The organism is Helicobacter trogontum (assembly GCF_000765905.2).
In the GTDB taxonomy this organism is placed as follows: Bacteria; Campylobacterota; Campylobacteria; order Campylobacterales; family Helicobacteraceae; genus Helicobacter_A; species Helicobacter_A trogontum.
Genome location: NZ_JRPL02000007.1, coordinates 79,149 through 101,409 on the forward strand (window position 1 = coordinate 79,149; position 22,261 = coordinate 101,409).

Annotated in this window: 16 protein-coding genes; 11 read left to right on the forward strand and 5 right to left on the reverse strand. The window is 32.4% G+C overall.

Annotated elements, in window-relative coordinates; translation table 11 throughout:
- Window positions 1–232: 232 nt before the first annotated feature.
- From LS81_RS04490 to LS81_RS04500, 3 genes are read left to right on the forward strand one after another with little or no spacing between them, the layout of a single operon-like run.
- Complete coding sequence (locus LS81_RS04490) at window positions 233–1,435, forward strand: argininosuccinate synthase (protein ID WP_034344830.1); 1,203 nt, start codon at window positions 233–235, stop codon at window positions 1,433–1,435.
- An 8-nt stretch (window positions 1,436–1,443) separates the two neighbouring features.
- A complete protein-coding gene (locus LS81_RS04495) occupies window positions 1,444–2,493 on the forward strand; it encodes an N-6 DNA methylase family protein (protein WP_052096462.1) in 1,050 nt (349 codons plus the stop codon).
- The gene (locus LS81_RS04500; protein WP_034344827.1) at window positions 2,484–3,185 is read left to right on the forward strand and encodes a R.Pab1 family restriction endonuclease; all 702 of its coding nucleotides are present in this window, start codon (window positions 2,484–2,486) and stop codon (window positions 3,183–3,185) included. The genes LS81_RS04495 and LS81_RS04500 overlap by 10 nt, the downstream gene beginning before the upstream one ends.
- A 126-nt stretch (window positions 3,186–3,311) precedes the next feature.
- Here the strand turns inward: LS81_RS04500 and LS81_RS11875 are convergent, their stop codons facing one another.
- On the reverse strand, window positions 3,312–3,482 hold the full coding sequence (locus tag LS81_RS11875) for a glycosyltransferase family protein (protein ID WP_233715887.1): 171 nt from the start codon (window positions 3,480–3,482) through the stop codon (window positions 3,312–3,314).
- Window positions 3,483–3,706: 224 nt separating this feature from the next.
- Window positions 3,707–3,877, reverse strand: a complete 171-nt coding sequence (locus LS81_RS11880; RefSeq protein WP_233715886.1) for an NTP transferase domain-containing protein — start codon at window positions 3,875–3,877, stop codon at window positions 3,707–3,709.
- 89 nt (window positions 3,878–3,966) lie between these two features.
- Here LS81_RS11880 and LS81_RS04510 point away from each other — a divergent pair, with 89 nt between their 5' ends.
- Window positions 3,967–4,350, forward strand: a complete 384-nt coding sequence (locus tag LS81_RS04510; RefSeq protein WP_034346978.1) for a radical SAM protein — start codon at window positions 3,967–3,969, stop codon at window positions 4,348–4,350.
- Between the two features lie 448 nt (window positions 4,351–4,798).
- Here LS81_RS04510 and LS81_RS04515 read toward each other — a convergent pair whose 3' ends face one another.
- Both LS81_RS04515 and LS81_RS04520 read right to left on the reverse strand, forming a co-directional pair.
- Window positions 4,799–6,214 (reverse strand): OmpP1/FadL family transporter, encoded by a 1,416-nt coding sequence (locus LS81_RS04515; protein ID WP_034344824.1) that lies wholly within the window; start codon window positions 6,212–6,214, stop codon window positions 4,799–4,801.
- Window positions 6,215–6,948: 734 nt separating this feature from the next.
- Window positions 6,949–7,635 carry a triose-phosphate isomerase gene (locus LS81_RS04520; RefSeq protein ID WP_034344821.1) on the reverse strand — a complete coding sequence of 229 codons (687 nt, stop codon included), beginning with the start codon at window positions 7,633–7,635 and terminating at the stop codon, window positions 6,949–6,951.
- A 235-nt stretch (window positions 7,636–7,870) separates the two neighbouring features.
- On the opposite strand from LS81_RS04520, the gene bioD reads away from it, so the two are divergent.
- The 4 genes from bioD to LS81_RS04540 all read left to right on the forward strand — a co-directional run bounded on the left by bioD (window position 7,871) and on the right by LS81_RS04540 (window position 17,193).
- On the forward strand, window positions 7,871–8,470 hold the full coding sequence (gene bioD / locus LS81_RS04525; RefSeq protein ID WP_034344818.1) for a dethiobiotin synthase: 600 nt from the start codon (window positions 7,871–7,873) through the stop codon (window positions 8,468–8,470).
- A gap of 368 nt (window positions 8,471–8,838) precedes the next feature.
- The gene (locus LS81_RS04530; protein WP_233715889.1) at window positions 8,839–12,354 is read left to right on the forward strand and encodes a bifunctional proline dehydrogenase/L-glutamate gamma-semialdehyde dehydrogenase; all 3,516 of its coding nucleotides are present in this window, start codon (window positions 8,839–8,841) and stop codon (window positions 12,352–12,354) included.
- 44 nt (window positions 12,355–12,398) lie between these two features.
- A complete protein-coding gene (gene bcp / locus LS81_RS04535; protein ID WP_034344816.1) occupies window positions 12,399–12,875 on the forward strand; it encodes a thioredoxin-dependent thiol peroxidase in 477 nt (158 codons plus the stop codon).
- A gap of 667 nt (window positions 12,876–13,542) precedes the next feature.
- Entirely contained in the window at window positions 13,543–17,193 is a 3,651-nt protein-coding gene (locus LS81_RS04540) for a hypothetical protein (RefSeq protein WP_034344813.1), read from the forward strand.
- A 318-nt stretch (window positions 17,194–17,511) separates the two neighbouring features.
- Here LS81_RS04540 and aroQ read toward each other — a convergent pair whose 3' ends face one another.
- On the reverse strand, window positions 17,512–18,009 hold the full coding sequence (aroQ, locus tag LS81_RS04545) for a type II 3-dehydroquinate dehydratase (RefSeq protein WP_034344810.1): 498 nt from the start codon (window positions 18,007–18,009) through the stop codon (window positions 17,512–17,514).
- 152 nt (window positions 18,010–18,161) lie between these two features.
- Here aroQ and LS81_RS04550 point away from each other — a divergent pair, with 152 nt between their 5' ends.
- From LS81_RS04550 to LS81_RS04560, 3 genes are read left to right on the forward strand one after another with little or no spacing between them, the layout of a single operon-like run.
- Window positions 18,162–19,691: a zinc-binding metallopeptidase family protein gene (locus LS81_RS04550; protein ID WP_034344807.1), complete on the forward strand. Its 1,530-nt coding sequence runs from the start codon at window positions 18,162–18,164 to the stop codon at window positions 19,689–19,691.
- Between the two features lie 27 nt (window positions 19,692–19,718).
- Complete coding sequence (locus tag LS81_RS04555; RefSeq protein WP_034344804.1) at window positions 19,719–21,317, forward strand: phospholipase D family protein; 1,599 nt, start codon at window positions 19,719–19,721, stop codon at window positions 21,315–21,317.
- 44 nt (window positions 21,318–21,361) lie between these two features.
- Window positions 21,362–22,048, forward strand: coding sequence for an ABC transporter ATP-binding protein (locus LS81_RS04560; RefSeq protein WP_034344801.1), 687 nt, complete (start codon window positions 21,362–21,364; stop codon window positions 22,046–22,048).
- The last annotated feature ends 213 nt before the right edge of the window (window positions 22,049–22,261 follow it).

Genomic DNA, 22,261 nt, shown 5'->3' on the forward strand with positions numbered 1-22,261 from the left:
GAAGGTCTAGATTCTACCTAAATTGGGTCATCTTGTTGTGAGAAGTGCGATGAATGTAAATATGCTAGAATCTTGAATAGTTAGATTCTAGGTATTTTTGGTATTTGTGATATAGAGTATAATTTGAATAGTTTGGATTGCAATAAGACATAAAAATTAAAAGTAAATAGTCTTGTATAATTCAATCCCCAAAATTTATTTAATTTAGAATCTCAATTTTTAGGAGTAAGTTATGGCAATTAAAAAGGTAGTTTTGGCTTATAGTGGCGGGCTTGATACAAGTGTAATTTTAAAATGGCTCGGGGATACTTATAATTGTGAAGTGGTAACCTTTACAGCAGATATTGGGCAAGGTGAAGAAGTAGAACCCGCAAGAGCAAAAGCACAAAAATTAGGAATCAAAGCAGAAAATATTTTTATCGAGGATTTAAGAGAGGAATTTATTAGAGATTTTGTATTCCCTATGTTTAGAGCAAATACTATTTATGAGGGAGAATATTTGCTTGGCACAAGTATCGCGCGTCCTTTGATTGCAAAAAGATTGGTTGAGATTGCTAAAAAGGTGGGTGCTGATGCAATTTCTCACGGAGCTACAGGTAAGGGAAATGATCAGGTGAGATTTGAGATTGGGGCATATGCATTAAATCCGGATATTAAAGTTATTGCACCTTGGAGAGAGTGGGATTTAAATAGCCGTGAAAAACTTTTGGCTTATGCAGAATCTGCAGGTATTGAAATAGAAAAAAAGAAAAATAAATCTCCTTATTCTATGGATGCAAATTTATTGCATATTAGCTATGAAGGGCAGATTCTAGAAGATCCAAATGTTGCTCCTGAAGAAGATATGTGGAGATGGAGTGTGAGTCCAAAAAATGCACCAGATACTCCTACAATTATTACCATTGAATTTAAAAATGGTGATGGTGTAGCAATCAATGGAGAGAAGTTAAGCCCTGCGGATTTTTGGGCTAGACTTAATAAACTTGGTGGAGAAAATGGAATTGGGCGACTTGATTTGGTAGAGAATCGCTATGTGGGAATGAAGTCACGCGGATGCTATGAGACTCCAGGTGGAACGATCTATCTAAAAGCACATCGTGCAATAGAATCTCTATGCCTTGATAGAGAGGAAGCGCATTTAAAAGATTCTTTGATGCCAAAATATGCAGAGCTTATTTATAATGGTTATTGGTTTAGCCCTGAGCGTGAAGCTTTGCAAGCACTAATTGATAAGACTCAAGAAAAAGTTGAAGGTGTTGTGCGTTTGGAACTCTATAAGGGCAATGTAACTGTATTAGGCAGAGAATCTAAAAAATCACTCTTTAATGCAGCTTATAGCACTTTTGAAGAGGATTCTGTTTATAATCAAAAAGATGCTGCAGGATTTATCAAACTTAATGCTTTAAGATTCATCATTGCAGGGAAAGCGAAGTAGAAATCAAAATGCAAAAACATTTAAATAAAATTGACACAATAAATCTTGGTTCGTATTATACACCAAGGTTTATTGTTGAGATTGCATACCAAATGTGTGAGAGAAAAATTAAGAATCTAAGTGATTTTCTATTTTTTGATAGTTCTTGTGGCTATGGAGATTTTTTTATTAAAAATTATAAATATTTGGGGGCAGATATTGATAGTATTGCATTAAATAAAGTAGGTAAATCTATAAAAACTATTAATACAAACTCACTCCTAGATGTTTCTCGAGCAAAATTTAGTATTAATGAGAATGAAAATTTAATTATTATAGGGAATCCTCCCTATAATGACAAAACTTCAATAATTAATAATTCCATAAAAAAAGAAGTGTTTAAAATAGATTCTAAATTAATGCATAGAGATTTGGGAATCTCATTTTTGCGTTCATTCGTAGTTCTTAAACCACAATATATTTGTGTCTTGCACCCACTTTCTTATTTGATTAAGCAGACAAATTTTAATGCTTTATTTGATTTTAAAAATAATTATAAACTTGTTGATTGTTTGGTTGTTAGCTCTGAAGTTTTCACAAACTCAAAAACATTTTTTCCTATTGTTATTGCATTATATGAGAAAAATCCTAAGGGAATGGATTTTAATTTTGTTAAAAATTATGAATTTAAAACTTATGAAGGACAAACTTTTGCATTAAACAAGTTTGACTTTATAGGAAATTATATTACAAAATATCCAAACCCTAAAGATATAAGACAAGAGGTTGCATATTTTCATACAATGCGTGATATAAATGCACTCAAACGCAATGCCACATTTATGCAAAAATATAATTCAAACACTATTAGAGTATTTAATGAGAATTTAAAATACTACTATTATGTTCATCATTTTAAAAAATTTGCAAAAGATTTACCCTATTATTTTGGTAATTTAGATGTTTTTATCAATCATAAAGAATTTGTAAAAATTGAAAATGACTTTTTAAGTTTCGATGATAACCCTAGTATTAAAAATTATTTTGATAGATTATTTAAGGAGTATGTATGTGCCTAAGATATGAATTTCCACTAAGTAAAGCAACGGGTAAAATTCGCATTAAAGAGAGGTTTGCATTTAGCGATTATGGAACTCCAGTTGCTCCGACAAAAACCATTATTACACATAAGCATTACATAGAATGGCAAATAGGTTATGATAGAGTGGTAAATAAAGACGAGAATTACCATTTTATCGGTGCCAATAGTAAAAGAAAACAAATTTATGAATTAAGTGAATTTTTGGAATTTGGATTAAAAAATAATTTTATAACTTCAAAAGATTTAAAAAAATTAAAACAAGAAATTCAAAACAATAAGGATTTCATAGAAGATAGAGAAAAAATAATGCGAAGCAACTTCACAAAAGAAACAATAAATAATTTAAATTTTTTCAAATCAAATGTCAGTTATCCACTTTTAGTCCATCAGTTTTCAAGTAAAGATTTACTTTGTGAAATTATTATAAGAGAAAAGCAACGTGCAGTAGGAGTAATGCCAATGCTCTATTTCTGCGTAAGCTTAAGTAGTTTAAAAGATGCTGATAATCAAAGTTTTGTTGGCAGACAGATACAGAGCAAGGAAAATGGTTATTTGGAAATAAATCAACAAAATATAGGAGTGTTCCTTCGAATGTTTGAAATTTTTGGCATGTTGAGTAAAGTACATCAGTATGATTGTATGCAAATATTAAATTATTTAATAAAATAATACAATCAGGATCATATTTAGTATTTAAGATTTATCATTGCAGGGAAAGCTGGTAAATAAAACAAATACATACTTCCAAGGTATTTTATTACTTTGGAAGCATGTTTCATGAGAAACTATATATTATTATTGATTAGATTCATAACTATTTAATATCTTAATTGCTTCTTTATAATCTTCTTGATAGTTTAGATTTTTTGTTTCTATTTCATCTATTTCTATAAAATTTGCTTGTAGTCTATCTAGCAGATTCTGCATTCTATAATCTTCTTTTTTTATTTGTTCTTTTATTGTCATTAGAGAATTGGCTTTGTATATACCTATTAGTGGATGTATTTTATTTGATATATTTTTGGCAAATGTTGATTTATTTGATTTTGAATAAGAATCTATCAATTTATCAAAAGATGTAAAAAATGGGGTATCAATAGATATGACAAATATATCTCTATTTGTAAATTCTATCGCACTTGATATTCCAAAAATGGGAGCATATGTATGATTATTATCTCATATTGTATCTATGTTATAATCGTTTTGTACCACATATTTACTAGAAAAAAAACTTTATCAAATACATTTAACATTTTTTTTGCTTGATAGTTTGCCAAAGTAGAATCTCCAAATAATAAAACTTCTTTTTTGGTTCCCATTCTACTTCCTTTGCCGCCACACAATATTACACCAATCATACAATACCTTGTTTGTAAATGAGTTAATTATAGCTTTTTTTAAAATACTTATGTATAAGATTACACATTACTTTATATAGGAGAGCTATGTGTTAGTAGATGGTTTTGGACGTACAATTGATTACATAAGGATAAGTCTAACAGAAAGATGTAATTTTAGATGCATGTATTGTATGCCAAATACTCCTATGGATATAGGTAGTGAAAAAGATGATGTGCCACTTGATTCTGTATTAAATTTTGTAAAAATAGCCATAAAAGAAGGCGTAAAAAAGATAAGAATAACAGGTGGAGAACCATTACTTAGGAGTCAAATTGTAGATTTTATATTAAAAATATATGCACTAAATCCAGATATAGATATAGCCCTTACCACAAACGCTTTTTTATTAGCCCCATTAGCCAAGGATCTAAGAAAAGCTGGTTTGAAACGTATAGACACAATAATGAGAAGTTCATCTAATATAAAGTAGATAGGAGCTAAATCTGTCATTCATATTCTGTGTTATGTTATTTATTTATGCATATTTTTACCCTGAATTGCGTATGTACAATTTCATTTAGATTAAACTATAGTTTTCCCATCTCTTGTTTTGAAATATTTTAAATTTATGTTCCTATCTATATTTATTATAGGTGTTTATATATAGAATTAATGTTTTTGAGATCAGATAAGAGCCAATAGGCATAGTTTTAGAATATATTTTATATTGGTAGTTTTAGAAATATGTTTGTAAATATGTGTTAGTGCTTGTATTTCATATATTCTTTGCTGTATGACTTCTTCTAATTTAGTAGAGTTTTGAATTGCCTAAAGTATATTTCTTCCAATTTTTTTGGTGCGATATGACTATTTCAAGCATATTTTAGTCATTTAATGCTAGGTATAGTCTTCTTATTAAGGGTAATTGAGCTATTAATCTACCATGTGTATTTTGCACCGATAGTTAAAAGGTGAAGCTGTCCTAAACCATCTTTGCTTTGTATGAAACTTTTTCTATTATCTTTTAGTGCAAGAGAATAACCAAGTCCGACATTTAATTTATCTTCGATAAAGTTGCGCCTTAGCCCAAAGCTCATTATGTATGCATCTGCATCTGGTATGCCAAATTTTCCTTGTGGTGCTGGAGTCTCATCATAGGCGATACCACCCATAAATGTCCATTTATCACCAAAATATGTTACGCCAAGACGATAAGCCGAAGCATCTCTCCAGCCATTACCATATTTTACTGCATCATAATTTGCAGCATTTGCTGCTGCTTCTGCTGTATCTTTTAAATTCCCTTCAATATTGTAAAAATATTGGTTGGTGTAAGCAAACTCAAAGATTCTAGCACTACCATAAAATGTCCTTTCATAGACAAATTCTGCTCTTATTCTTCCATAATCTTGTGAAATTGCAATATTTAAGATATGTGGTAAATCAGCAAAAAGTGTTAAATCAGCATCCATACCGACAATCCCTTTCATTCCATAACTATCAATATAGGATTTTGAAGTTAAACTACCTTTCATATTAAATGCCACTTCGCTGCGATAAGTAACAGCAATCGTTGTGCTATTTAATATCTTATTATCAGCAAAAGCAAAAGGTTTCACAGACATTGCCGCATTGTAGCCAAAGCCCCAATCAGCAGCATTCGATTCTTGCTCTGTTTTTGTAACTCCATTAATTATGCCACCAAGACTATAAGGCACATATAAAGTATTGTTAAAACTACCACTTGTATAGATTGCCCTAAAACCTCCACCAAACGAAACGATATCCTTGTAAGATAGGCTTACAACTGGGTTTAACTCAAGCATAGCGATACCAACATCATCTAAGAATCCACCACCTGTACCATTCCAATCCATAGAAAGCCCAGATGGCGTTGTAAATGAGAATCCTAGACTTGTCTTCCAATTTTCTGATCCATATGCTCTTGTTTTAAAGAAGAGTTTTGGCACAGGTTGTAAAGTTGTTTTAGCACGCCCACTTACTTGTGTTGCACATTGATTGTTATTAGCACATTCATATACACTTCTATCGCCTGTAGTAAAACTAAATCCTGGGATAAAGATTAAACTCCCATCAAGCTCGACTGAATATACACTACTCTCTCTACCAAAGCTCATATTTGCAGGATTGTAATAACTTGCATCAGCACCATATGCTCCTGCAATATATGCGGAGTTTAGTGCCGTGCCATTTAAACTTTGCTCCGGCAATCTAAAACCAGAAGCATGCACTAATACACACGAAGCAGCCACTGCAGTTGCACCAGCAAAGAACTTTTTTCTGTTATTCTTTGCTGATACTATTTTTTCTATTGTTTTTGCTGTTGTTTGCATTATCCTTCCTTTAATGCTTGTTTTATATTAAGATTAATATGATACTACACAATTATGAGTGATTGTAACTAGATGTTTTATGTCTTACAAATCGCTACATAGCAAAGTATTATGTAGTGTTTGCAATCATATCGAAAAAGTATCGGATATAACAAAATTTTATACATATTTTATACATATTAAGAAATAGTTCTATTCTTCACTCATTTTTGCCTTATAAGATTCTATTTTTTATTTGTAAGCAATAAAATTACTTACATTTATTGATGAGATAATAAAGAGTCACATTTGATCGACACACACTCTTAATACAGCATGTATTGGTGATATATTGGTTAATATTCTTGTTTGTGATTGAGGAATATATTGCAATGGTATGAGAATGACAAAAATATTGCAATACACAATGATTTGTTTGCATGATAGTGGAAAATAAACAAGTGCAAGAAGATTGTGTATAACTTTTTTAATTAAGTTGTGCTAGATTTCCAAGGATATAAGAAATTGTATGATTACTAATGGGCTATATGGCTTGTGTGAAAGACATTCTTAGCACTCTAACTCGTAAATTTTATAAACATGGTGTTTTTCATCAAATAGATGTTGAGTATTTATCGTGAGTGCTCATAGCATTTAGATATGTAAAATGTATGCGGTATGTTTGCGATACAATGATGTATCCATAGATTTTAAGTGTGATGATGACAATTTGTAAAATTTGTAGTTAAGAGCTACTATTCCACCAAAGCAATCATTTGTGAAAAGTTCTTAGGGCAAAGGCTTGCTCCACCTATTAACACACCATCAGTAAGGGAGCAAATCTGTGCGATATTATCTTTATTTACACTTCCACCATATAATGCCTTTTTTACTCCTAAATCCTTTAATATTTGCATAATATTTGCGATGTCTTCAAAGCTTGGTGTTCTTCCACTTCCTATTGCCCAAATCGGTTCATATGCAATTGTGAGTAATGGATAGGAGAGATCAATATGTTGTAATTGAAGTTCTAAAAAATCTTTAACATAAGATACATTAGAATCTTCACCAATACAGAGCATAATACGCATATTTTCTTGCATAAAAAACTGGAATTTTTCTTTAATTACTGAATTGTTTTCGCCTAAAATCTGCCGTCGTTCGCTATGTCCCAACATAATATGTTTGATTTTTAGTGCATTAAGCACTTCTTGCCCTATTTCACCTGTAAATGCACCATTATGAATGGGATAGGCATTTTGTGCACCAATTTCAAAATGCCTATATGCATTATCGGTTAAACTTGTTTGATTTGGAAACACGATAATATCATGCTTTTTTACATTTTGCAGACAATCAAGTTCTGTCTGCAAAACAGATAGATATGAGAGTGTGCTTTGTGGGGTAAGGTTTGCCTTGAGGTTTGCCGCGATAGTTTTCATTATAATCCTTTTCTACAATTAATAAATCTATATACATTTTATAACAAATCTTATATATTTCAGTACCTACAGATACCAAAAGAAATACATTCTACTAGAAAATAGGGCTAAAATCAAGGTTGCTTTATCTTTATGTGTTAGGTATTATCGTTAATTATATTATTTTTTGCATATGTTTTAAAGAATCTTTGCTACACTCTTATATGAAAAAACCAAAAGATCATAAAGGGATAATATGCAAATCTATATAAGCGGGATACATACTGATGTTGGCAAAACACATGTGAGTGCAGCATTTTGTTCGAGCTTTAACTACGCGTATTTCAAACTCATACAAGCTGGTACACCAAAAGATTGTGATATCGTGCAAAGCTTTGATTCTAATATTGAGGTTTTGGGGGAGGGCATTTGTCTAAAAACACCTGCCTCGCCTCACATTGCTAAATTGCAAGAGAATCTACATTATAAAGGTTTGGATATTGTGTTACCGACACAAGATAATGTGGTGATTGAACTTGCTGGTGGTTTATTTTCACCGATTGATGAGTATGTTTGTATGTTGGATTATATGCAACACTACAAACGACCAACGATTTTAGTTGGCACATATTATCTTGGAGCAATTAATCATATTATCTTAAGTATCAAAGCATTAAAGCAATGTGATATAAAGATATTGTGTCTTGTTATGAATGGTGTCAGAGATTTATATATTGATAAGTTTATTTATGATTACACAGGTATAAATATCGTGCATTTGGATACATTTGATACCACAAATTTTACACAAAGTGTTTTAAACTTTAAATATGCCATGCAGCCTTATATGATATGATAGGGTGATGGATGGATTTATAATTGTTTTTATATTACCTCTTTGGTATTTTCAATTATATTATTACTTTTACTCTTTTTACAAACTTTTGTTTAATATACTCTTATTTAATTTTGTGTAAAAATCCCATAATTTAAAACATTACTTTATAATCACTTTTAGCTTCTCGCCTTTTTGCTGGTGTTATATATAGGCTACAGATGTTTAAATTGTGATATTTGATGCCAATATAAACAAACTTGCAAAAGTCTTAAAAAATAAAATATTTTTTTATATTTTTTACCCTTTATTACATAACTTTGGGTTACAATATGCCTTTATTGTTGTTTAAAAAGGAGAATATTATGCAATCTGCTAATAGTAAAGAGATAATTGAGGCAAGTTTATCGTTAGCAAAGACATTACAACGTGCAATTAATAGTGATTTGAGCTATAAAGAAAAGAAATTCCGTAAGAAAATGATGAAAATGCTTGAGAATCCAAGCAGTAAAGTTATGCTTATTGAATTGCTTGATAGAAGTTTTCGCTCAAAGAATAACGAAATGGCACATGAACTTATCTCACATACTTTACAGAAATATGGGATTGCTGATTTTTTTTCAACTTTTGAAAAGGTGTTGTTGCAGCTGTTTTTAGGTATTGGTAAAAGTGTGCCATGCGTGAGTGTCCCCTTTTTCATAAAGAATTTAAAAAAAGATACAAAGGCAATGGTATTAGATGAATCACCTATTGCCCTAAAAAAACATGCTGATAAGAGGCAAAGTGAAGGGATTGGCTTGAATGTGAATTTGATTGGTGAAGAGGTATTGGGGAATCTCGAATCAAATTATCGTTTGCAAAAGTATGAGGATGCTCTTAACTCAAACTACATTAATTATATCTCTATCAAAATTACAACTATTTTTTCTCAGATTAATATCCTTGACTTTGAATATTCAAAGCGTGAGATAGTAGCACGGCTTGATAAGCTGTATGGCATCGCAGAGGAGAAGCAAAAAGCAGGTATTTCAAAGTTTATTAATCTTGATATGGAGGAATTTAAAGATTTAGAGCTCACAGTGGCAGCTTTTATGGAATCTCTTGCAAAGTTTGATATTAAGGCAGGTATTGTATTACAAGCATACTTACCAGATTCTTATAATTACCTAAAAACATTGGTAGCATTTTCTAAAGAACGTGTGCAAGGAGGTAAGCCGCCAATTAAGATTCGCATCGTAAAAGGTGCAAACATGGAAGCTGAAGAAACTATTGCAAGTGTGAAAGGATGGGAGCTACCCACTTTTAGACGCAAAGTAGATACAGATTCTAATTACAATAAGATGCTTGATTATATATTACAAGATTCCAACTTTAAATACATTGATATAGGTATTGCATCGCACAATATTTTTCAAATTGCTTATGCTATGACAAAAATCAATATGGCAGGAGCACAAGATAGTTTTACATTTGAAATGCTTGAAGGTATGAATTTAAAAGCGAGTTTTGAGGTGGCATCACGCAATAAGCTTATTTTATATGCACCAGTGTGTAGTGATGCACATTTTAATAATGCTATTGCATATCTTGTAAGGCGACTTGATGAGAATACAGGGAAAGATAACTTTATGCGTTATGCTTTTGACTTAGAGATCGATTCTGCGGCATGGAAACAACAAGAGCAGATCTTTTTGCAATCTTTAGAGGGTATGCAAAGTGTGCAAGATACGAGCTATCGACAGCAAAACAGGCTACAAGCTCCATTTACGCAAAAAGCTGGGCTTGATACATTCTTTAATGAGCCTGATACTGATTTTATATTAAAGCCAAATAGAGAGTGGGCAGAAGCAATTAAAACAAAGTGGCTCAATGCAGAAACTTTTGAGGTCATGCCTATTATAGGTGAGCAAATGCCTAAAGAAAATAAGCGGGAGATTCAACAAAAAGGCGGAGATAAGGTTATTGCCAATGTATATCTTGCAAGTAGGGATAGTTTAAGATCTGCTTTGGATTATGTAAAGCACCCACAAAATACTTTAAGCTATGAGCAACTTGGTGAGATTTTACTAAAAACTGCAGAGCTTGTGGCAGAAAGACGTAATGATTTAATCGGTATTTCAGCATTGGAGGTAGGTAAGACATTTGCTGAAACTGATGCTGAGGTAAGTGAGGCGATTGACTTTCTTAGATTTTATCCACATAGTATGCGTAAGTTACTAGAAACGCATAAAGATTGCGTGTTAAAACCAAAGGGCATTGGTGTTGTGATTACGCCATGGAATTTTCCAGTTGCAATCTCTGTTGGTGGTATTGCAGCAAGTCTTGCTAGTGGAAATAGGGTGATTTATAAACCTTCTAATATATCTGCTGTTACAGGTAGTATGCTGACACAATGCTTTTATGATGCTGGATTGCCTAAAGACTATCTTGTATTTTTACCTGCAAGCGGTAAAGACATAAATGAGTTCCTATTAAAAGAAGCGGATTTTGCGATTTTAACAGGTGGCGAAGACACTGCCTATGAGATTCTCAAAGAAAATCCAACTCTCTTGTTGAGTGCTGAAACAGGTGGTAAAAATGCAACCATTGTAAGTAAGATGGCAGATAGAGATCAAGCGGTTAAAAATATTATCCATTCAGCTTTTTCTAATTCTGGACAAAAATGTAGTGCTACTTCACTGCTTATATTAGAAGAAGAAGTGTATAAGGACGAGCAGTTTAAACGCACATTAATTGATGCAGCACAAAGTTTGCATGTTGGAAATCCATTTGAATTCAAAAATAAATTAGGGTATCTAAGTAGCACAATTGATGAAAAGGTAAAGCAGGGCTTAGAACTAGAGGAAGGTGAGGAGTGGGTACTAGCTCCAAGTTTTGAAGACAATAATCCTTATGCCATGAGACCATGTATTAAATATGGTGTAAAAGAAGGGAGTTATTCACACAAAAATGAATTTTTTACGCCTATCTTATCAGTAATGTGTGCAAAAAATTTAGAACATGCTATTAATATTGCAAACTCCACGGGATATGGTTTAACAAGTGGTTTTGAATCTCTTGATGAAAGGGAATGGGATTATTATCTAAAACATATTGAAGCAGGAAATTTATATATCAATAAATCCACAACAGGAGCAATTGTCTTGCGTCAGCCTTTTGGTGGAATTAAAAAATCTGCGGTTGGATTTGGACGAAAAGCTGGAAGCTACAATTATGTGGCACAATTTTTAGATATTTGCCCTAGTGAAGCACATAAGGTAAGTGACTTGAATGTAGGACACACTTTTATTGATAGCATACAATATCTTATCAATACAACGCAAGATGAAGGTAGAAAAAATGAATTGAAGGAATTTCTACAAGCTGCAAAAAGTTATGCCTATTTTCATGAAAACGAGTTCTTACAAAAAAGAGATTTTGTGCATATAAGAGGCGAGGATAACCTCTTCTATTATATTCCGGTGAAATCTATCATTTATCGTGCTAGAAAAGAAGACTCTCTAAGTGATATTTTAAGCATTGTTGCTAGTGCACAGATGATTAATGCACAGCTTACTATTAGCCTTAAGGCTACAGAAGTAAGCGAGTCTTTAGGTTTTGTATTAGAGCAAATAAAGCCATTATGTCTAAAAAATATTACTATTGAATATCAGAGCTTAGAGCAATTTGTTGAGAGTGCAGGGCAGTATGAGTTAATCCGCTATCTTGCTGTGCCAGATAGCGAGAATCTTGTATATAAAGAGCTAATAGGGCAGGGCAGAGCGAAAGGAAAGCTAATAGCATATCACAAACCCTATATAAATGGATATTTTGAGCTCTTATTCTATCACACAGAGCGTGCCGCAAGTATTGCATTTCATAGGTATGGGAATCTTGGTAGACGGGCGTTAAGCAATATTAAGTAAAAGTGGATTTTTACAATATGAATGAGATTGAGTAAGGGAAGGAAATGGAAGACAAGAAGCGACTAAAAGCTGGAGATATCGCCCCATTATTTAGCCTACCAAATGAGGATAATGTGGTGATTGCTTTAGAGGATTTACTAGATTATACAGTTATTTTGTATTTTTATCCAAAAGATAATACAAGTGGTTGCACGACACAAGCACAGGAGTTTAGTGCTCTTAAAGAATTGTTTGAAGAACATAATGCTATTATAATAGGGGTTAGCCCAGATAAACCTTCAACACATAAAAAATTTATACAAAGCAAGGATTTAAATATTGTGCTTTTGAGTGATAGCGATAAAAGTGTAGCAACGAAATACCATGCTTATGGCAAAAAAATGATGTATGGCAAAGAGGTGCAAGGGATTTACCGCAGTACATTTATCATTAAGAAAGGTAAAATTGTAGAATCTTTTTATAATGTTAAAGCCAAGGGACATGCACAAATGGTTCTTACATACCTAGAGCAAAATCCATAGTTTTGTATTTTATTGGCATGGCATTAGTTGTATTCTTCTGTAATAGTTATTAACCAGTAGATGATGTAATCCTAGAAGACCATAAACTTGCAACTTTCTCTGTTATCCTAATATAATTTTGTAGCTTATATGTTGGCAATACTTTGTGTATCGTAAATATTTTTTAGCCATCATTCATTAAAAAAATAACACTTAAAAAGAGTAATGCTTTTATTTTTTGATTAATGTTTCAGCATTTCTAGTTTTACTCATCATGCAAACATGCTTTGAGCTTTTAATGTCTTAGACGTTTTGTCCTTTATTACTCTTTTAAACCCTAACAAATAAAAAATGCACAGATTCAAAGATAATTAAATCATTAAAATATCTCATATATCAAGCTCTTTGGTATGACATATACTTTATAGCATATAATTGTGCAGCTGCAGCAGTAAAAGCAAGTAAAGTCTAACTAAAATAATTAAAAAGCATCAAAAAATCTACAACATATCACGCTAAAAACCTTGCAAATATGGCTTAATTTGATTGGGATTGTGGAATGTAAACTTAAGGTTTTTAACTATCACTTAAGTTTTATTGTTTAGAAATAATTGTGTTATTATGGCGTATTATTCTTACAATGAATCATATGTAAAACAAGTAAAATTTAAAAATTAAAGGATGTGATATGAATTGGAGTGTTACAGCAAAAGAATTGAACAATTTTTGTAATATAAATCCTAGAAGAGCACAAGAATTATTACCAGAACTTACATATAAATTGATCAAAGCAAGTATTGAATTAAATAAATTACACATGCCTACAGGGAATAGTATTAGCAATCCTGGTTTTGATGGAATTATTGTAACTCAACAAGAACATGAAATCATTCCATACGGAAAATTTGTATGGGAATTTAGTGTAGATAAAAATATTAACTCAAAAGCAAAGAAGGATTATAGCAAACGATTAAAAGATTCTAATTCTGAAGTGACTTTTGTGTTTGGGACTTTTAGAGTATGGGCAAATAAAGAAAAATTTTGCGGAGAATGTAAAAATAAGGGTAAGTGGAAAGAGGTAAGAGCACTAAATTCTGTTGATTACGAAGCTTGGTTGAAAGATCATCTAGTCATTGCTTTATGGTTGGCAAGAGCAATCAGCAAGCTTCCACCACAAAATATTAAGCTTATTTCAGCGAGATTTGAGGATTGGAGAAAACAGACACAAATAGAAACAACTAGTGACTTGGTTTTGCTTAATAGAGATGTTGAGCAAAAAGTTTTTAAGGAAAAACTTAATAGCAAAAAAGGAGTAATAAATATTGTTGCTCCAACGCAATTGGAAGGATTGATTTTTGCCTTGAGTGTTATAGAGAAAGACTCTAGCTACATGGGTAGGTCTTTGATAATTCAATCACAGGATGTCTGGGATATGATTCTAGAAACTTATAGTGGATTGATTTTATTTTATGAAGGATTTAAACCAAATAATATTGGACACGCATCAAATAAACATCTTATAATTCGTATGTCAGACAATAGGCAAGAGGTGTTGCAAAGTGATAATATGATATATCTTGCTGAACAGGATAAAAGTTTGGCTTTGGAAAAAATGGGATTCTCTACACTTGAGGCAAATAAAATCTATAAAGATACTTATGGGTATTTAGATTTGATATCAGTACATCCAAAATTAAAACCAATTGATAACAATGTTTTGTATCAGCTGAAAGAAATATTAGATAAAGATAAAAGGATTTATTACTCTTTATTTCTTTCTGGTGCGTGGGATTCTGGATGTGATGGAGATAGAAAATTTTTAGAGGCACTTTCTAGAAAATCATATGCAGATTTGGGAGTTTATATCGACAATATAAGCAATATAAATTTTTTAGAAATGATCAATTCTTGCCATAAGATTCTTTTAAAAAAACCTGTAATAGATTGTTTTTTAGAAACTAGTTATATATCTAATGAAGATTTTTGGGAAAATGTAGAAAAAGTTTTTTCAGGAAATGATAAGACATCCAAAGAGGAGCAGTCAATTATTTCTAATTCATGTTTTTCGTATTCGAGTGTTTTGCGAAAGGAGTTGGCAGATACATTAATTATTCTAGCAATACAATCTTGGCAAAATAGGGTGGATGTGGTAGTAAGTAAAGCTATTGGCAAAGATAGTATTGTAGAGGATCTCTTTTCTCTAAGAGATGTTTTACATCTGTTTGCAGAGGCTAGCCCAGAGATAGTGATTAAACGCTTTAAACTCTTGCTTAGTAGCGATAGTGAGCGTAAGTTATTGGAGAGATTTTTTAAAAAAGATAAATACATGTTTGTGGATAACTCCCATGTTCTTTTTAATGCACTTAAAATTATTGCTTGGAATGAGTTATATTTTTCAGAAGTTGTGGAAATTCTTGTTGAAATGGCAAAAATTAAGTTTTGCACACAAGGATGTTTAGCAACCCTTCATCACTTGTTTATTGGATGGTTTAACAATACAAGCACACCGCATAATAAAAGAATTTGTGTGTTGGAGAAACTTTATCCAGATCATAGTGAGATCATATGGAATGTGCTTTGTCGTATTTTTCCATCAGGATTTGCGATAAGCTCTGGTCTTTTTATCCCTAAATACCGTGATTGGTGCAATCAAATTGATTTTAATTCTAGAGAGCTTCCAAAGGGTTATTTTGAGTATATAGAGAGGGCATCTAAACTTGTATTGCAGTATGCCGATAGCCTTGAAAAATGTATTGATTGTATATCTACTTTGTTCTTAGGAGTTGATAATAAATGCTATCTTGGTTTTATAGATAAACTAGAAGAGTTTTTATTAAATGCTACTAAACAAAAACGATTTGAGATAAAGCAAAAAATTGCCAAACAGATCGAGAATGCTAGAAAATTTGACTGGAAAATACCTGATGAATGTTTGCGTAAAATGCAAAAGCTTGTAGAAAATATTCATTTTAATAATCCAGTTTATGAAAAGTTAGATTTTTTTCGGGAATACTATTGGGATAAAAAAGAGGCAGAAGAGGCATATGCTATGCGTCTGCAAATAATTAGGGATATGTATCATGCAGAAAAAAATAGAGAAATTTTTATTTTAATTGGCAAGTCTAACTCTTTGGTGTGTTCAGAAATTGGGAAGATTTTATATGAAATTGATTGTTTGAAGTTTAAACCAATAATGCTTAAATGGCTTGTTTCTGATAAAGAAAATAAGAAAATATGTGCGAACAACTTCTTTTTACATAATATCGATAAATTCTTGCAAAACGAGAAAGAGCTAGAAGCATTAACAGCACAGCAGAGGGTAGAGTTGTTTAAGATTGGTGGCCTGAATGATGTAAAGCTAAGAATCTTGCAAGAACAAAAAATAGATGAGCAAAAACAATATTGGGAGCATTTTCATGTCAATAGTAGTTGTGATGTGGGAGTCTCTTTAGTTTTTGATGCTTTATTGTCTTTTGGTATGCCAGAAAAAGCTTTGGCTTTTTTGGCTGTGCGTTTAATTATGCCTTCGAGTAGTGAAATAAAAATTAATCCAGAAACTATAGCTTGGGCAATGTTGCAAGTTGATCTAAAAAAAGTCAATAATGAACAGCACATTCTTTATAGTTATGGGGAAATAATTAAAAAGTTGCAAGTTTTAGATATAGAACCTGCCATAATGTCTTCTATTGAATGGAAGTTTATGCAACTAGGAAATTTTTATTGTAAATCCCTTTTTAGATATATGCTTAAAAATCCAAGAGATTTTCTTAAGCTAATATTGCCTAATAATAGTGAAGTTCAAAAACTTAGTCAAGAAGATCAAATAACTTATGGATTAAACTTGCAGCAGTTTTTAGGAAATCTTTCATTCTTAGATCCAGAGAGTGGGCAATTAATTTTTAGTATAGAAGAATTGCAAGGGTGGATAGATGAGGTATTGGTTATTTTTGATACAGAAATTAAGAGTGGCAAAGAGGAATCTATATTTCCACAGATAACAATAGGTAGATTGCTTGAGCGGTTAATTGATGGTAGAGATGTTGCATTATTGCCAGAAGATATTTTAAAATTTATTGAAAATAATCTTAAAGATAATTGGATTAAGAAAGGTTTTATACAAGAATTGAAATATCCATGGTTACCGAGAGTAAAGACTAAAGAAGTAGATGAGGGGGGGGGGAATGAGCGAAGGGAGGCAGAAAAAAATGAGAATTATGCAAAATTGCTTAATGATAAATTGTATAACAATCTTTCTGAGTGTTTTTCTGTAAAATCTAGAAGTTGTAAAAAAGAGGCAGAGCTTGAAGACGCAAAGAAAAAAGGCAGAATACTACTATAAAAAGAGAAATTAGCAAACATTTTACATGCCTTTTTTGTTATTCTTGTCCAATAAGAGAGATTTTGTTGGTCTTAAAAATCGATATATTTTTTTTGTCTTTTTTGGGACATATTTTATAAAGCATAAAAGAAGCATACCTGTAGGTTGCACCGCCTATTATACAATACGGCAAACCTCAAAATTGAAATCTTAGATATTTGCGATCTTTATTGGATGTGGGCAAAAGCTAAAGGATTGATCACCTTAAAGCACAAGAAAGCAGTATAATCCTACATTATAAGCTTTCTTTTTAGGGACTCACTTTGCATTACTTGGATATTAAGCTTGTTGTTGTGTTTGTTGGTTTTGTTTTAACATCTTGATTTCATTGACTACATTCATAACAGCAATGAGTGCTAGATGATAGCTTAGTGGTCCAAAGCCTGATATAATCCCTACGCTTACCGCACCAGTAACACTCACTCGACGTTCAGGTTCTCGCGCATGGATATTGCTTAAATGTGCTTCAACCACGGGTACACCAGATGCCACGATTGCATCGGCTACACAAATAGAAGTGTGAGATAAGCCACCTGGATTCATAATCACGCCATCATATTCGCCACCAACACACTCTTGCAACTTATCAATAATCTCACCTTCAAAATTACTTTGAAAAAATTCAAGTTCCAAAGATTCACCATTTGCACCCTTTTGTGTCGCAGCAAACGCACTCATGTTGTTATGGATTTGCTCTAGTGTCATAGTCCCATACAACCTTGGATCTCTGTGTCCTAACATGTTTAGATTTGGTCCTTGAATGACTAATATTTTCATACATGCTCCTTGAATAAAGTCTAGACGCAGGATTCTATCTAAGTTTAAAGGGGCTTTATTAAACAAAAAAGAAGATTTATCAAAAATATAATTTTCAAGGTTATAATATTTTTGTTGCTTTATGAATTAATACTGAATTTAAGGATAATACAATGTCTGCAATAGAGCATTTTACACAAGCAATACTCAATATTTTTTATCATCTTACAACAATCCCACATGGTAGTCACAACACAGACGAAATGGCAGCATTTTTAGAATCTTTTGCCAAATCAAACAACTATGCAGTGAAAAAAGATTCTATTGGTAATATACTTGCATACAGGGAGGGTGTGCAATCTAAAGTATGTTTCCAATGCCATTATGATATGGTGTGTGTTGGTGTTGCAGCACAAAATCTAGCATTAAAGCTTTTGCAAACAAAGAAAAAGCGTAATAATATTAAACAAACTTGGCTGAAAGCCCAAGATTCTAGTCTTGGTGCTGACAATGGTATGGGTATGGCAATCATGATGTACTTTATGCAGCAGGGAGTATCTGCAGAATTTCTTTTTACAAATGATGAGGAAGTGGGCATGATTGGAGCAAAGGAGTTAGACATTCCCATTGCCTCTAAGATATTGCTCAATCTTGATTCTGAAGTGTTAGGGGAGATTACTATAAGTTGTGCTGGTGGTTTTGACTTAAACTATCAAAGTGAGTTTATCACAAAAGAAATACCTCTAAATTATCATTACTATGTATTGCATTCAAGAAATTTTGCTGGAGGGCATAGTGGATTAGATATTAATAACCCTTTGCCAAATTATCAAAATGCCATTCTTCAAAGTGCATATTTTTTAAATGAATCTTTAACAGAAAGCGAGAAAGATTCGCTATTTGTAATTAATTGGAAAGGTGGGGAAAAACGCAATTCAATTCCTATGCACTCAAAACTTATTATTGCAAGTAAGCAAAAATTACATATAGAATCAAATGAGTTCTTTGTGCTTGAGGAATTAAAGGAGCAGCATAATGAATTGCTTGATAAAACAAATGAGGTCTTTTTGCAGATTCCAAATGGCATAGAGTTTAACATTTTATATAATTTGCTTGTGAGCTTAAAAATAGGTGTGCTTGATAGTGTGAAAAAAGCTGTGCAAAATTCCCGTAGTCTTTCACATATTTCATTTGCGAATGGAAGCTTAACGCTTTCTTTCATGGGTCGTGCTAATACAAATGACTTATTGCAAGAAAATCTATCTACATTAAAAAGCATATTAAATAAAATCCAACCAAGTCAGAAACAAGAGAGTTTGCAAATTCAAACAAGTGATTATTATGCTCCATGGGAAAAGCAAGATAAAAGCATACAAGATGGCAGTATCGATGAATCTTTATGTAAAACAGAAGGGATAAAAGCACAAACACCATATACACTTAGAGAAATTTTAAATTCAATGTGTGCTAGTATGCAAAAATTTACACGACCTTTAAATATAAAGCCAAAAATAGTTGAGTTACATGCTGGGCTTGAATGCGGTGTTTTATTGCAAAGATTCCATAATATGGGGTTATCTGATATTATTGCGCTAAGTATTGGTCCATCAATTAATGCACCGCATTCCATTAATGAGGAAGTGTGGGTGGAAAGTGCTGGGGTTATGGTGGCGGTCTTGCAAGATTTTATGGAAACGTTGTAGTGGACAATGTAATATATGGGAAAAACAATGTCAGATTTTACCACAATACTAAGTGCAGGGTCATCACTGATTGCTGCACTTTTATTGTGTGTCTTGGTGTTACTTATTTTTAGTGCATGTTCACCATTAACTTCTATGAATCATAGTGTAAAGACCCATTATGTTCCACAATATAATACCTTTAAAAGCCCTATTGCAGAACCATATAAAGAAGAGTTAGAACAACAAAAAGATGGTGCATTAATTATTGCTGATGGTTCAAGTGCACTTTTACATAGGCTGGGCTTTGTGCAAATGGCTACAAAAACTATTGATATTCAAACATACATTTACAAAAACGAGCTAACCTCAAGACTCCTTGCAAGAGAGTTGTATGAAGCAGCAAATCGCGGTGTAAAAATTAGAATCTTAATTGATGACAATGGGATTTCATCTAATTTTTATGACCTAATGATGCTTGATAATCATGAAAATATTGAAGTGCGTATCTTCAATCCTTATTTCTTTCGCTTTGGTCCTATGCATGCGTTTGAGGCAATATTTAACTTCAGTCGTATCAATAAACGTATGCACAATAAGCTTTTCATCTTTGATGATACTGCATTGATTGCGGGAGGAAGAAATATAGCTGATGAGTATTTTGAAAATGCAAGTGTAAATTTTACTGACACAGATTTATTATTCATTGGCAATATTGCAAAAGATGCAAAGTTAAACTTTGAAGAGTTTTGGAACTATAAAAGAAGTATTCCAGTCAATCTTTTTCCTAGTAAAAGAAAAATGAAGCAATATCATAAAAAAGCAAAAAGTCCAGAGGAACAGGCAAAGCAATATAACGTAGGAAAAGCAGATTGGGAAGAATATTTAAGTGACATGGAGATCTTTAAAGCAAAATATAAAAACAAAGAGTTTAAGATGGCTTGGGGAGAGGGCGTATTTTTAGCTGATTCTCCAGACAAGGTTGATAGAGGAAATGAGCTGATTACAACACCCATCCTTGAAGCCTTATCTTATAATCTCAGCCAAGCAAAAAAATCCATTGTTATTTCTTCATCATACCTTGTCCCAGGAGTTGCTGCGATGGATGTATGGCGTGATTTTATACACAAAAGGGGGATTACCATTAAGATTCTTACAAATTCCCTTGCCTCTGTTGATGTTATCCCTGTGTATTCGCATTGGGAGAATTATCGTGACAAGCTTGCTTTAATGGGTGCACAGGTTTATGAGTATCCAAATTTGGAGTCTAAGAAAGCAAAATTAAAGGATAAGGCAAAATTTTATCATTCATCAAAAGGTAAAGTAAGTTTGCATTCAAAATATATGATTATAGATTCTCATACTATTGCTGTGGGTAGTTTTAATCTTGATTATCGTTCCGCAATGCTTAATACTGAAAGCATTGTGTTTTTTAAAAGCAAAGAGCTAGCAGAGCAGCTATATAAAATTACAGAATCTCAAATGCAAGATTCCTACAAAATTGTATGTGATGGAACGACACAAAAATGCCATTGGGAGTTAAAGGGTGAAGAGGGAATGCAGAAATTTTTTGTTCCACCTAATACGAGTATATGGCTTAGATTCTATAAAACATTGGCAAAAATTATGCCTGAAAAACTTTTGTAAATGTTATATATTGTAGGATTAGGACTTTATAAGGAGTTTGTCTTTTGGGTTTCATACAATTAGATTCTATAACAAAGATTTATGGCAAAGGCAAAAATACTTTTCAAGCTTTACATGGTGTCGATTTGGAGATTAAAAAAGGCGAATTTGTAGCACTTATGGGTCCTTCTGGATCAGGTAAATCAACAATGGCAAATATACTTGGCTGTCTTGATGTAGCAACAACTGGAAAGTATTATTTTAATGGTGTTGATGTATTTAAGCTGACGCGAACACAAAGAGCATTATTGCGACGGCATTATATGGGATTTATTTTTCAAGGATTTAATCTTTTGTCTAGGACTTCTGCACTTGAAAATGTGGAGCTACCGCTTATATATCGCGGTATGCATAAAAAAGAGAGACAAAAGATTGCGCTAGAAGCACTTGATATGGTAGGGCTTGCAGATTGGTCACACCATAGTAGTGGAGAACTTAGTGGTGGGCAATGTCAGCGTGTAGCAATCGCACGTGCAATTGTTATGAAACCTTTGTTTCTTCTTGCTGATGAGCCAACAGGAAATCTTGATACAAAAAGAAGCAAAGAAGTTATGGAGATTCTAACAAGACTTAATTATGATATGAATATTACAATACTTATGGTAACCCACGAGCCCGACATGGCACAATATGCACATAGAGCAATCCATTTTTTAGATGGAAATATTCATAGTGAAGAGGTTTTTAGATAGCCTCTTTAATAAGTATGCCTGATAGCTTTGAAATATCTACATTATATTTTTCTTGATATGATATTTTTATGTATTGATTCTGTGTGTGGTATTAAATATGTGATTGGATAGGGTAATATGTGCTGTTTGATTGCAACAAGGCAGGTATGCAGATACCTTCTTGTGTGGATTATTTGCTCACATGTGTTCAAGAAAAAACTCATGTAGGTATAT